The sequence below is a fragment of the Neisseria sp. P0009.S008 genome (assembly GCF_051958615.1).
GTDB lineage: Bacteria > Pseudomonadota > Gammaproteobacteria > Burkholderiales > Neisseriaceae > Neisseria > Neisseria subflava.
Map to the genome: position 1 here is coordinate 191619 of NZ_JBQCVG010000002.1, position 12706 is coordinate 204324.

A 12706-nucleotide genomic window follows, 5' to 3' on the forward strand; every position below is an offset into this window, starting at 1 on the left:
GATAAATAATAAATTCAATTTTTAAAAACAAAATAGCTATCTCTTCAAGCCATAAATATCTATGCAATAACTACCACATAGAAAAAAGAGTGTGCAAAAACACACTCTTTCTCAAACAGATTGCCATCAAATTTTACTCTTAACACCTGCATTCAAACATATAAATTCTGTATAAACATCATTATGCCGGTGAAAAAGCATCACAGAAGAAGGCATCTTCCGGTAAAGCACATTTTTGAGTCAGCAAACTTTGTGCACTCTCTGTCATAGCTAGTGACCCGCAAGCATAAACTTCATATTGGCTCAAATCAGGATAATTTTGTGCGGCAACGTTTTGCACATATCCATTCTCCCCTTTCCAATCGGAATCAGGCTTAGAAAGGACAGGCGAGAATTTTGCATTTTTCAGACGGCCTATTAATGCTTCTGCTTCTTCCAATGCGTACAAATCCTCCTGCTGACGTGCCCCCCAGTAGAAATGAACCGGACGTTCGCTATTCTGATGAATCAAATCAAGCAAAATACTGCGGATAGGTGCGTAACCTGTACCCGTTGCCAACAAAACAATCGGTTTATCGCTGTCCTTTTGCAAAGTAAACGTACCCAATGGACCTTTAACGCGGACAATACCTTTTTCTTTGACTTTCGGCTCGGCACCAAAAATCATTTCCGAACATACGCCGTTTTCACGTTTACGGATATGCAGTTCCAAAACACCTTCTTGGTCAGGCGAATTGGCGATTGAATAGCTGCGGCTGATATTGCCGGGAAGCAGCAAATCAATATATTGTCCGGCATAAAATGCAAATGACGGCACTTTAGGTAAAGCCAACCTCAACAAAGCAACATCATGTTTGATTTCAATCGTTTCGATGCGTACAGGCAAAGTGCGCACCGGCAAAGCATTCGGATTAAACCCCGGCACATTGATTTTCAGGTTGCTCTTCGCAGTAGTACAGCACAATAACACTTTACCCTGCACTTTTTCTTCGGCGCTGATGGCTTTATCAATATGATCGCCCATTTCAAATTCGCCACTCATCAACTCGGCCTTGCATTGTCCGCAGGCACCACTTTTACAAGAATGGGGCAGATTTAAATTTTGACGGGTCGCGGCAGCAAGAACGGTTTCATCCTCGTTTGCCGTAAATGTGATTTCATCTGATAAGGTAATAGTATGTGTCATGGTATTTTAGAATAGTTTTAAAATCAAAAATAAAGGCCATCTGAAAATAAACCTGTTTTCAGACGACCTGTCCTATCTATCAAGCTAATTTGGCTTTAATCAGCTCTTGAACTTGAGCCGGATTGGCCTTGCCTTTACTTGCTTTCATCACTTGGCCGACAATCGCATTCAAGGCTTTTTCATTGCCGGAACGGAATTGCTCAATGGCTTTCGCATTGTTTGCCAATACTTCATCTACCATCGCTTCAATTGCACCAGTGTCAGTAATTTGTTGCAAACCATGTTTCTCGATAATTTCGGCAATACCTGCTTCAGGCTCAGCCCACATTGCTTCAAAAGCTTTTTTCGCCAGTTTGCTGCTTAATGTTCCGTCTGCAACTTTAGCAACCAACTCGGCAAGGCGTGGAGCCGTAATCGGGCTTTCAGCCAATTCCAAGCCTTCTTTATTCAAGGTGGCGGCAAGCTCGCCGTTCATCCAGTTTGCAGTCAATTTACCTTGACCGCAAGCTTTGGCCGCTTCTTCAAAATAGGCAGCTTGAGCGCGGCTGGCAGTCAACAGACGCGCATCATAGTCAGACACGCCGTAATCGGCAACAAAACGCGCCGCCATTTCATGCGGCAATTCAGGCATTTGCTCTTTGGCTTTTTGCAACTGGCCGTCTGAAATAATGACCGGCAACAAATCCGGATCCGGGAAATAGCGGTAATCGTGCGCATCTTCTTTCAAACGCATCACGCGGGTTTCGCCTTTTTCAGGGTCAAACAGCATGGTTGCCTGCTGTACTTTACCGCCGTCTTCCAAGATTTCGATTTGCGCTTCCACTTCATAATTGATGGCTTGTTCCAAGAAGCGGAAAGAGTTGAGGTTTTTGATTTCACGGCGTGTACCGAACTCAGCCTGACCTTTTGGACGTACAGAAACGTTGGCATCGACGCGGAACGAGCCTTCCGCCATATTGCCGTCGCAAATATCCAACCAAGTTACCAAACCATGCAATGCTTTAGCGTATGCCACGGCTTCGGCTGCGGAACGCATTTCCGGCTCGGAGACAACTTCCAACAAAGGCGTACCGGCACGGTTCAAGTCAATACCAGTAGCACCGTTCAAACCTTCATGTACGGATTTACCCGCATCTTCTTCCATGTGCGCACGGGTAACATTGATGGTTTTAACTTCATCGCCTACTACGATTTCCAGTTTGCCGTGTTCAACAATCGGCAAATCCAACTGGCTGATTTGATAGCCTTTTGGCAAATCAGGATAAAAATAGTTTTTACGGTCAAACACGTTTTTCTGATTGATTTTCGCATCCAAAGCCAAACCGAGTTTGATGGCTTTTTCGACGACTTCGCGGTTCATTACCGGCAATACGCCCGGCAACGCACACTCAACCACGCTGGCGTGGGCATTAGGCTCGGCACCGAATGCAGTGGATGCGCCGCTGAAGATTTTGGATTGGGTGTTGAGTTGGACGTGGATTTCCAGTCCGATTACGGTTTCCCAAGTCATAAGGGTCTTTCTGTCGAAAAAAAGTTAATCGGTTAAATGAGTGATTCGTTTTTCAGACGGCCTGAATAAGAAATCCATAAGAGGCCGTCTGTAAGATAAGTTTATTTCCTGCGGCGTTGGAACCCGGGAAGTTGCCAATGGAAACGGTATGCAGTCAGGCGAAACAACAATCCGCCGGCAAAGAGCAGGTTTAACGTAAAAATATTAATCCAGCCCAAATGCCCGAACAGATAAATCAGCCCGCCAATCAAAATGGCTACGCTGCCGTAAAGGTCGGTGCGCAAAATCATCGGCACATCATTGACCAAAATATCGCGCGCAATACCGCCGCCAACGGCAGTCACAAAAGCCAAAGAAATAACGCCAAACAAATCGAGCTGCAAGGCCATACCGATTTGTGCGCCGGTAATGCTGAAAGCTGCCAAACCGATGGCATCGCAATAATAAAAACAGCGGCCAAATAGGTGCTGCGATAGCGTTGTACCCTTATCAACCATGCAATGGCAAGCGTGGCAAACACAACAATCAACGCATCGGTTTTCAAAAACACTTGCGGAATCCGGCCGACCAAACCATCGCGTATCATGCCGCCGTCAACAGCCGTCAGTAACGCCGTAATGACGACACCGAGTACATCCAATTGCTTGTTGTAGCCGACCAAATAGCCGGAAATGGCAAACGCAGCTGTCCCAATGATTTGAATGAAGTCGGTTGTATTCATATATATGCTTTATTCATCAGATGATAGTTTATTTTATAGGAGCTAAACCATTTCTTATTTGCTCTTCGATTTCATCTAACATCTGATAACGCTTACGATACATAGACCGTTTTTTGCTTTCGATTTCCTCAAAATCTTTACGCACCGGCTCTTTTGGAAGATGCCATAATCCATCAACACCCTTTTGAGCACCATGCTCCTGCCAAAATTGGTCATAGTTCATTTTGACACGTTTCTTCAAGCGCCAACGTAGCTTAACTTGCCTATCTTGTGTGATACCAATCACACCATCCAGCTTTAATGCAATAGCAAAATATTGCAATGCATGCACCATCAATTGCTGAGGACGCAATCCATGTAGCTTCTTAGTTAAAACCCTTACAGTATCTTTCGCCTCTTCTCCTGCTGGTCCCTGAAGGGAGGCTGCAAGCAGCATATTATTTACAAAGGCGAATGTTGTCATATACAGACGTCTTCCATTGCTTTCTCGTAAAGAAAGAGACCACATTCCCTCATCGACACAATTGTCATTTCGGTTAAGCCAAATCTCAAGGCCGTCTGAAGGTTTTGCCAAAACAATATGAAAGGAACGGGTTTTCATACCCATTACTCTTTCTTTTCCAAACAGCTTTTCTGCAGCCTCAAAATCTGACTGCATAATTTTTAACCTATCTTGACCACTAAGTTTCTTATCAACAAACTCATGTATCAAAGGATAGGCATCTTGAGGCATTTGACTAAAAAAACTTTGGCATATTTCTGAAGCATTTACAAACTGCTCAAATGCCTTAATTTCTTTACGATACCACAATGTCCTCAATGTAAATTTTAAATGTTGCGTTTTAAACTTTGGTGCATTCTGATAAACAGTTTTAAATCCCGGAAAAGAAAACTTTTCAGGCATATAGACTCCCTACCCTTATTTCGGCGCTTTAGTGTGCCAATCGCTGTTCAGTTGAACCTGATATGCAGCACCCAAAATTTTGGCTTCGGAGAAATAGTTGCCGATAAATTGCACACCAATCGGCAGGCCGTTTGCGCTGAAACCAGCAGGCAGAGTCAGTGCAGGCAAACCGGCAAGGTTCACGGCGATGGTGTAAATATCGGACAAATACATTTGCACAGGGTCGTGAATGTCGCTGCCGAGTTTAGGCGCGGCAGTCGGCGCAGTTGGCGCCAAAATGAAATCACATTGACCAAAGGCCGTCTGAAAATCATTGGCAACCAGACGGCGCAGTTTTTGCGCTTTCAAGTAGTATGCATCGTAGTAACCATGGCTCAATACATAAGTACCGATCATGATACGGCGTTTGACCTCGCTGCCGAAACCTTCGGCACGGGTGTTGCTGTACATTTCTTCCAAATCGCTGAATTGAGCCGCACGATGGCCATAACGTACGCCGTCGAAACGGGACAAGTTAGTACTTGCTTCCGCAGAGGCGAGAACGTAATAAGCAGGAATCGACAATGATGTTTGCGGCAGGGAAACTTCAACAGTCTCTGCGCCTTGAGCTTTAAGCAAATCAATAACGCTTTGCAAGGCCGTCTGAACATCGGTATCTGCGCCTTCGTCGAAATATTCTTTAGGCAAACCGATTTTCAAACCTTTGAGCGGTTTGTCCAAATCACGGGTGTAGTCTTCTTTGTCGCGCTCCAAACTGGTGGAATCGCGCTCGTCAAAGCTGGCCATGGCGTTCAACAAAATCGCACAGTCTTCGGCCGTTTGCGCCATAGGGCCGGCTTGGTCGAAGCTGGAAGCATAAGCAACCATACCGAAGCGTGAAACCGTACCGTAAGTCGGCTTGATGCCGGTAATACCGCAATGCGATGCAGGCTGACGGATAGAACCGCCGGTATCCGAACCCAAGGCAACCGGTGCCAAACGAGCCGCAATCACGGCAGCCGAACCGCCTGACGAACCGCCGGGAACATGTTCAAGATTCCATGGATTTTTGGTTGCGCCGTAGAACGAAGTCTCATTGGTCGAACCCATGGCAAATTCGTCCATATTGGTACGGCCAAGAGTAACCATGCCGGCATCCAACAGGTTTTGCACTACAGTGGCAGTATAAGGAGAAACAAAGTTATCCAACATTTTGGAACTACATGCACTGCGCCAACCTGTTTGGCAGAAAATATCTTTGTAAGCAACCGGCACACCGGTCAAAGCCGTTGCATTACCGGCCGCGATACGCGCATCGGCTGCTTTGGCCTCAGCAAGGGTTTTATCTTGATCGATGGTAACGTAGCCGTTGATGGCAGGATTTTTCGCAGCAATAGCGGCCAAATATTCGGTCGCCAATTCGACTGCGGAAATTTGTTTGGATTGCAGCAGGCTGCTGGCTTGTTTGAGCGTGTAAGCGGTCATTGTGCCGTACTTTCTATAAAACAGTTTTTGCTTTCAAAACAGATATTGAAAACATCCGTTTAAATCAATAAATCGGGCCGTCTAAACAGAATATCCTTTCAGACGGCCTTGCAATAGGGGCTTGCCGATAAGCAAAGGCCGTCTGAAACCTTATTCTTCAATCACTTGAGGAACGATATACAGGCGGTTGCGCACTTCGGGGGCAACAGCCTGATATTCGGCAGCATGATCGGTTTCAGTCACTTTATCTTCGCGCAGGCGCAAAGCGGCTTCATGCGGATGCGCCATGGGTTCGATGCCGTCGGTATTGACGCTTTGCATGTTTTCAACCATGGCGAAAATGTCGTTCAACTCGGCAAGCGTTTTGTTTTTTTCTTCGTCCGTTAAAGTGAGGCGCGAGAGTTTTGCGATTTTTTCCACATCATTTAAGCTTAAAGCCATAAAAAATCCTTGTCTGATAGCAATGCCTCTTTGGTTTGGGGTATCATTGCATTTCGTCTTCTATGAAGCGAAGAATTATAACCGAAAACCAAACAGGTTGGCATGGTGTTTTAATTCAGACGGCCTTTTAAGGGGGCATTTATCCGTCTAAAACTGTGTACCTGTTTTTCTTATTTTAAATAATGCTAAACACATCCGGGCTGGGCCGGAATTTCAGGAATCCTATGTTTCGCCTTTTATCTCGTTTCCTCTCTAATGATATTGCCATCGACTTGGGCACGGCCAACACGCTGATTTTTGTACGCGGCAAAGGGATTGTTTTGGATGAGCCGTCCATGGTTGCGATTCAATCCGGCGCAGGCAATAAAAGTAAAATTATAGCCGTGGGCACGGAAGCCAAAAAAATGCAGGGGCGTGCGCCGCGCAATATTGAAATTGTCCGCCCGATGAGGGACGGCGTGATTGCTGATTTTGTGATTACCGAGCGTATGCTGGGTATGTTGATTAAAAAAGCCACCGAAGGACGGTCTTTGGTTCCGCCTCGTGTGGTTATCTGTGTTCCGGGCGGCTCTACCCAAGTGGAACGTAAAGCGATTTTGGATTCTGCGTTTGCTGCCGGCGCGGCAAGCGTACATTTGATTGAAGAACCGATGGCTGCCGCTTTGGGCGCAGGCTTGCCGATTGAAGATGCGGCAGGTTCGATGATTGTCGATATTGGTGGCGGTACGACTGAAATTGGTATTCTTTCACTGGGCGGTATGGCCTATTCTGCTTCTGTCCGCGCTGCCGGCGATGAATTCGATAAAAGCATCATCCATTACCTGCGCCGCCATCGCGGTGTCTTGATTGGTGAAGCTACGGCTGAAGAATTGAAGAAACAAATCGGCTCTGCCTCTGGCTTTGAAACCGAAACAGCCATGCGCATTAAAGGCCGCGATCTGGCCGAAGGTACGCCTAAATCCTTGGCGGTTACTTCAGATGAAATCCGTGAAGCATTGAGTGAAACGGTAAATCAAATCATCCGCGCCGTCCGTCTGGCTTTGGAACAAGCTCCGCCCGAACTGGCCGGCGACATTGCCGACCGCGGTATTATGCTGACCGGCGGTGGTGCGCTTCTGCACGGTATCGATACCGTCTTGGCCGATGCAACCGGCCTACCCGTCGGTATTGCCGACCAACCTCTGAACTGCGTTGCCTATGGTGCCGGTAAGGCTTTGGACTATATCGGCAAATGGGATACCGTATTCACGGAAAACCCATAAGGTAGATGGTTATGGAACGCTCTTCTTTGCGCTTTGACGAGGCAAAAGGCCCTAAGCTGTTGCCTCGTTTTGTCGTTTATATTGCTCTGGCTGCCGGTCTGATGGTAGCTGATTACCGCTTTTCATTGATGCAGCCTGTACGCGCGGCAGTCATGCCTATGCTCTACCCTGCTCAATGGCTGGCGAATCAACCTGTTCAACTTTATCAATATTTTGCCGACCTCTCCCAGTCCAAATCCGAGCTCTTGGAACAAAACCGCCAGCTTCTGGAAGAAAATGGCCGTCTGAAAATCGATTTACAGCGAGATAAAGTCAATACCGATGAATTGCACGAATTGAAAAAACTGTACGGTTTGCAACAAAAAGGCATTCACAACGTTATCGGTGCGGAAGTCATTTCCAATGGCAAAGATCCGCTTTCCGAAAGACTGATTATCGGCAAGGGCAGTCAAGACGGCTTGAAAGTTGGTGACGCGGTCATCAATCAAAGCGGTTTGATCGGCCTGTTGACACAAGTTCACACACAAAGTGCAGAAATTGGGCTAATTTCAGGCGGACAAAGCATTGTCCCCATAGCCGTCAGCCGCACCGGTGAACGCAACTTGGCATACGGCAATGGCAACGGTTTGGATTTGCGCTATTTCCCAACCGGCTCCGACTTGAAACCCGGCGATGTTCTGCTGACTTCCGGTTTGGACGGTACTTATCCGGCGGGGATTCCCGTTGCAACCGTCAGCAAGGTTGTCCGTGCATCGGGAACGCCTTATTACGATACACAACTGACGCCTTTGGCCGCTTTACGCAGCAGCCGTTTTGTCTTGGTACTTTCTTCCGCCCCTTCTTCCCCACGCTGATTTCATGAACGATTTTGACGATTCTTACCGTGCAGTACCGCTGCACATCATGGCGGCCAGTCTCATAGTGATGATGATACTGGACTTTATGCCGTTTTCCTTTGACGGATTCTTTTGGCTGCCTGAAATGACGGCACTGATGTTGCTGTATTGGACATTGCACCAACCGCAACGCGCAGGCATGGGACTGGCTTTTGCCATCGGTCTGATTGTCGATGCCGCAACCGCCGCGACTTTGGGCTTGCACGCCCTGTCTTACGTCGTAATGACTTATTTCATCTTAAACCGCCGCCGCCAAATCATGCTTTACGGCCACATTATGCAATTGGCCGCTGTATTGGCTGCGCTGCTTCTCAATCAGGCCGTCTTAACTGTTGCCCGTTTGTTTCTTAATCATCAGGTCATCACTTTGCAAGGTTTTGTTGCCCCATTTGTCGGCGCATTACTTTGGCCGATACTCAGCCAGCTGATGCTGATCGTGACCCGTATTTACCGCTCCCGCTGAAAAGATGAAACCGATTCTTCCACGCCGTCTTTCCGGTGGTCAACATACCAAAAAACCTTCCACTCAGGCAGCACAAGCCGATGCCCTATTGCGCCTGCTCGTTGCTTTTATCCTGATCGTCATCTTCTTTTCCATCTTGCTGGCGCGGTTCTTTTACCTACAAGTGACTCAACACAACGAGTTTTCCGGTCAGGCATCGAGCAACCGCATCACCCTGATTCCAACGCCGCCTGTACGCGGCGAAATCGTCGATATCAACGGCGTTCCTTTGGCCAAAAACTATCCAGTCTTTTCGCTAGAAGTTATTCCCAGCCGCATTGAAGGCAAGATGGAAGATGTTATCGAAGCATTAAAAAAATACGTCGATATCACACCGACAGATTTAAAACGCTTCAAAAAATACCGCGAAAGCTATCGAAAATTTGAAAATATCCCGCTCAAGCTCAGGCTGACCGATGAAGAGGCCGCCCGTTTGTCCGTACATCTGCGCGAATTTAAAGGCGTAGAGGTCAACTCACGCACATTCCGCGAATATCCTTACGGCAAACTGACTTCTCATTTCTTAGGCTATATCGGCCGTATTAGCGACAAAGACAAAGAAATGTTGGAAGAAGAAGGCCTGACCGCCCTCTACCGCGGCAGTACGCATATCGGCAAATCCGGCTTGGAAAAATATTACGAACACCAGCTTCATGGCATTCCAGGCTATCAGGAAGTCGAAAAAGATGCTTACGGCAATATCGTCCGCGTATTGAAAAATGTTCCGTCCAAAATGGGGCAAACCTTGCGCCTAGGCATGGATATCCGTATGCAGCAGGAAGCCGACCGCATTTTAGGCGACCGCCGTGGCGCATTGGTGGCCATCAATCCGCAAGACGGTACTGTTTTGGCTTTTGTTTCCAAGCCTTCTTTCGATCCCAACCTCTTTATTGACGGCATCGACAACGATACTTGGAAAATGCTGAATGACGACTGGAAAAAGCCTTTGATCAACCGCGTTACCCAAGGCCTTTATCCGCCGGGTTCTACATTCAAACCTTTTATGGGCATGGCCTTGTTGGAAAGCGGCAAAATCACTCAAAACACCATCATCCCCGCTCCCGGCGCATGGAGCATACCCGGCAGCCGCCATATTTTCCGCGACTCAGTCCGTAGCGGCCACGGCTCGGCCAATTTGAGCAAAGCCATCCAAGTATCTTCAGATACCTTCTTCTACCGCTTAGGTTACGAAATGGGTATCGATAAAGCCTCTCCGTATCTGGCGCAATTCGGTTTCGGCCAAAAAACCGGCATTGACCTGCCCAGCGAATATACAGGCGTTTTGCCTAGCCGCGAATGGAAAGCCAAACGCTTTGCCAAGTCTTCCGATCCGACCGCCAAAGAATGGCGCGCCGGTGAAATGGTTTCTGTCAGTATCGGCCAAGGCTACAACGCCTACACGCCTTTGCAAATGGCACATGCGACAGCTTCTCTTGCCAATGACGGTATCGTCCATCAGCCTCATTTGGTCAAAGAAGTATTGGATTTCGGCGCACGCAAAATTACCCGTATCAACCCTAATCCCGAGCGTCAAATTCCATTCAAAGCCGACAACTTCGAATACGTCAAACACGCAATGGAAAAGGTATTGAAACCGGGCGGCACGGCACACCGTATTGGTGGCGGACTTGCTTATACGATGGGCGGTAAAACCGGTACGGCCCAGGTCGTACAAATCAAACAGGGTGGCCGCTACAATGCCGCAGCCCTGCGCGAACAACACCGTGACCACGCATGGTTTATCTCGTTTGCGCCATTGGAAAAACCTGAAATCGCCATTGCCGTTATTTTGGAAAACGGCGGCTGGGGTGCGTATGCCGCGCCATTGGCTCGTGAAATGACTGATTTTTATATGCTTCATGTCAAACCGCAACAGTTTTCAGACGGCCTTGAACCGGATTCGGCCAAAACTGAAACAACAGACAAACATCAGCCTATTACCAGCATTTTCCAATCTGCCTACGGACTGACTCCGACAAGCCCTGCCTCACAGCCGGAGGTTCATCATGAATAACACATCAGCGTGGAAAAATTTCAAATCCACCATTACAGCCCCGATTGACCCTTGGCTGTTTTTTGCCATGCTCGCCATCTACATCATGAGCCTGTTCCTGCTCTATTCTGCAGACGGGCAAGAGTTCGGCCAATTGGAAAACAAAACCATCCATACCGTTTTGGGCTTTGCCCTGTTATGGATTATCGCCGTATTCAAGCCGCAAACGGCTGCCAAAGTTGCCCTGCCTGTTTACATTGTCGGCGTATTACTGCTGATTGGTGTCGAAGTCGCCGGCGTTACCGTCAACGGCTCGACCCGTTGGCTGAGCCTCGGCTTTACCCGTATCCAACCTTCCGAAATCATGAAAATCGGTATTCCCATGACTGTCGCGTGGTATTTCCAACGCTATGAAGGCCATCTGAAATGGATACATTATATTGTCGCCCTCGTGCTGATTCTTGTTCCTGTCGCCCTGATTTTGAAGCAGCCCGACCTCGGTACGGCAGCATTGATTATGGCTTCGGGTATTTTTGTCATCTTCTTTGCCGGATTGCCTTGGAAAGCCATTTTTGCCGCTATTATTGCCTTTGTGGCCGCACTGCCACTTTTGTGGAATTACGGCATGCACGACTACCAGAAAACCCGCGTCCTCACCCTGCTTGACCCAACCAAAGATCCGTTAGGTGCAGGCTACCACATCATCCAATCCATGATTGCCATCGGCTCGGGCGGTGTATGGGGCAAAGGCTGGCTCAACGGTACGCAAACCCATTTGGACTATATTCCCGAATCAACGACTGACTTTATTTTCGCAGTATTCGGCGAAGAGTTCGGCCTGATTGGCAATATCCTGTTGCTGCTGGTTTACCTTATCATTCTGGCACGCGGATTGTGGATTGCCGCGCAAGCGCAATCCCTTTACAGCCGTACTCTGGCAGGCGCGTTGACCATGACTTTTTTCTGCTACGCCTTTGTAAACATGGGCATGGTCAGCGGCATTTTACCCGTCGTCGGCGTCCCCCTCCCCTTGGTCAGCTACGGCGGCACGGCTACGCTTTCCATCATGGTGATGCTCGCCCTGCTGATGGGTATTGCCAACGAACACAAAAACCGCCGCCGTAATGCGGATAACGATGACCTAACTGAAAGCGAGGAATAATATGGAACTGGGTGTAGAAATCGGCAAGCTGCTTGTGGCATTTCTCGTGCTGATTAATCCTTTCAGCGCGCTCTCGATTTATCTTGATCTGACACAAAACCACAGCACCAAAGAAAAGCGCAGAATCGCGCGTACTGCCGCATTGGCCGTTTTCATCGTAATCATCGTCTTTGCACTGAGCGGCGGTATCTTATTGAAAGTACTCGGTATCAGCGTCGGCTCTTTCCAAGTCGGCGGCGGGATTCTGGTTTTGCTGATTGCCATCTCCTTAATGAACGGCAACGACAACCCGGCCAAACCCAAAATTGATCCCCATTCAGAAGAACATCAAAATGCGCAACAAGTCCGCCGCAATGAAAAAGCCATTGCCGTCGTTCCCATTGCCATTCCGATTACCATCGGCCCCGGCGGTATCTCCACTGTCATCATTTATTCCTCTGCCGCCAAAAATTACAGCGATATTGCCCTGATTATCATCTCCGGCTTTTTGGTTAGCCTGATTTGCTATTTCATTTTGGTCGTGGCCGGACGCATCAGCAAACGCTTGGGCACTACCGGCCTGACCATCCTCAACCGCATCATGGGCATGATGCTTGCCGCCATTTCCGTAGAGATTATTGTTGCCGGCTTAAAATCCATTTTCCCCCAACTGGTCGCTTGAAGTA

Annotated in this window: 11 protein-coding genes and 1 pseudogene; 6 read left to right on the top strand and 6 right to left on the bottom strand. The window is 48.0% G+C overall.

The window, feature by feature from the left end; translation table 11 throughout:
• Window positions 1-181: 181 nt before the first annotated feature.
• The 6 genes and pseudogenes from ACTHSQ_RS02785 to gatC all read right to left on the bottom strand — a co-directional run bounded on the left by ACTHSQ_RS02785 (window position 182) and on the right by gatC (window position 6226).
• The gene (locus ACTHSQ_RS02785; protein WP_440371257.1) at window positions 182-1186 is read right to left on the bottom strand and encodes an FAD-binding oxidoreductase; all 1005 of its coding nucleotides are present in this window, start codon (window positions 1184-1186) and stop codon (window positions 182-184) included.
• A 79-nt stretch (window positions 1187-1265) separates the two neighbouring features.
• Window positions 1266-2696, bottom strand: a complete 1431-nt coding sequence (gatB, locus tag ACTHSQ_RS02790) for an Asp-tRNA(Asn)/Glu-tRNA(Gln) amidotransferase subunit GatB (RefSeq protein ID WP_003685244.1) — start codon at window positions 2694-2696, stop codon at window positions 1266-1268.
• Between the two features lie 101 nt (window positions 2697-2797).
• Window positions 2798-3417 (bottom strand): annotated as a pseudogene (locus ACTHSQ_RS02795) (trimeric intracellular cation channel family protein).
• Between the two features lie 28 nt (window positions 3418-3445).
• Entirely contained in the window at window positions 3446-4321 is an 876-nt protein-coding gene (locus ACTHSQ_RS02800; protein WP_003685003.1) for a VirK/YbjX family protein, read from the bottom strand.
• 15 nt (window positions 4322-4336) lie between these two features.
• Complete coding sequence (gene gatA / locus ACTHSQ_RS02805; protein ID WP_440371258.1) at window positions 4337-5785, bottom strand: Asp-tRNA(Asn)/Glu-tRNA(Gln) amidotransferase subunit GatA; 1449 nt, start codon at window positions 5783-5785, stop codon at window positions 4337-4339.
• A 150-nt stretch (window positions 5786-5935) separates the two neighbouring features.
• Window positions 5936-6226, bottom strand: coding sequence for an Asp-tRNA(Asn)/Glu-tRNA(Gln) amidotransferase subunit GatC (gene gatC / locus ACTHSQ_RS02810; protein WP_003685110.1), 291 nt, complete (start codon window positions 6224-6226; stop codon window positions 5936-5938).
• 224 nt (window positions 6227-6450) lie between these two features.
• Here gatC and ACTHSQ_RS02815 point away from each other — a divergent pair, with 224 nt between their 5' ends.
• The 6 genes from ACTHSQ_RS02815 to ACTHSQ_RS02840 are packed head-to-tail and all read left to right on the top strand — an operon-like array spanning window position 6451 to window position 12702.
• Complete coding sequence (locus tag ACTHSQ_RS02815; RefSeq protein ID WP_314052961.1) at window positions 6451-7488, top strand: rod shape-determining protein; 1038 nt, start codon at window positions 6451-6453, stop codon at window positions 7486-7488.
• Window positions 7489-7499: 11 nt separating this feature from the next.
• Complete coding sequence (gene mreC / locus ACTHSQ_RS02820; protein WP_440371259.1) at window positions 7500-8342, top strand: rod shape-determining protein MreC; 843 nt, start codon at window positions 7500-7502, stop codon at window positions 8340-8342.
• Between the two features lie 4 nt (window positions 8343-8346).
• Window positions 8347-8847 carry a rod shape-determining protein MreD gene (gene mreD, locus ACTHSQ_RS02825; protein WP_036472915.1) on the top strand — a complete coding sequence of 167 codons (501 nt, stop codon included), beginning with the start codon at window positions 8347-8349 and terminating at the stop codon, window positions 8845-8847.
• A gap of 4 nt (window positions 8848-8851) precedes the next feature.
• Window positions 8852-10900 (top strand): penicillin-binding protein 2, encoded by a 2049-nt coding sequence (mrdA, locus tag ACTHSQ_RS02830; protein ID WP_440371260.1) that lies wholly within the window; start codon window positions 8852-8854, stop codon window positions 10898-10900.
• A complete protein-coding gene (gene rodA / locus ACTHSQ_RS02835; protein ID WP_440371261.1) occupies window positions 10893-12041 on the top strand; it encodes a rod shape-determining protein RodA in 1149 nt (382 codons plus the stop codon). Before mrdA ends, rodA begins: the two co-directional genes overlap by 8 nt.
• A 1-nt stretch (window position 12042) precedes the next feature.
• Window positions 12043-12702, top strand: coding sequence for a MarC family protein (locus ACTHSQ_RS02840; RefSeq protein WP_003685320.1), 660 nt, complete (start codon window positions 12043-12045; stop codon window positions 12700-12702).
• The last annotated feature ends 4 nt before the right edge of the window (window positions 12703-12706 follow it).

Bases quoted from the DNA above. Each gene is read 5' to 3' on its own strand.
- ACTHSQ_RS02785 (WP_440371257.1), bottom strand. From the start codon at position 1,186: ATGACACATACTATTACCTTATCAGATGAAATCACATTTACGGCAAAC.
- ACTHSQ_RS02815 (WP_314052961.1), top strand. From the start codon at position 6,451: ATGTTTCGCCTTTTATCTCGTTTCCTCTCTAATGATATTGCCATCGAC.
- mrdA (WP_440371260.1), top strand. From the start codon at position 8,852: ATGAAACCGATTCTTCCACGCCGTCTTTCCGGTGGTCAACATACCAAA.
- gatC (WP_003685110.1), bottom strand. From the start codon at position 6,226: ATGGCTTTAAGCTTAAATGATGTGGAAAAAATCGCAAAACTCTCGCGC.
- ACTHSQ_RS02840 (WP_003685320.1), top strand. From the start codon at position 12,043: ATGGAACTGGGTGTAGAAATCGGCAAGCTGCTTGTGGCATTTCTCGTG.
- mreD (WP_036472915.1), top strand. From the start codon at position 8,347: ATGAACGATTTTGACGATTCTTACCGTGCAGTACCGCTGCACATCATG.
- gatA (WP_440371258.1), bottom strand. From the start codon at position 5,785: ATGACCGCTTACACGCTCAAACAAGCCAGCAGCCTGCTGCAATCCAAA.
- rodA (WP_440371261.1), top strand. From the start codon at position 10,893: ATGAATAACACATCAGCGTGGAAAAATTTCAAATCCACCATTACAGCC.
- gatB (WP_003685244.1), bottom strand. From the start codon at position 2,696: ATGACTTGGGAAACCGTAATCGGACTGGAAATCCACGTCCAACTCAAC.
- ACTHSQ_RS02800 (WP_003685003.1), bottom strand. From the start codon at position 4,321: ATGCCTGAAAAGTTTTCTTTTCCGGGATTTAAAACTGTTTATCAGAAT.
- mreC (WP_440371259.1), top strand. From the start codon at position 7,500: ATGGAACGCTCTTCTTTGCGCTTTGACGAGGCAAAAGGCCCTAAGCTG.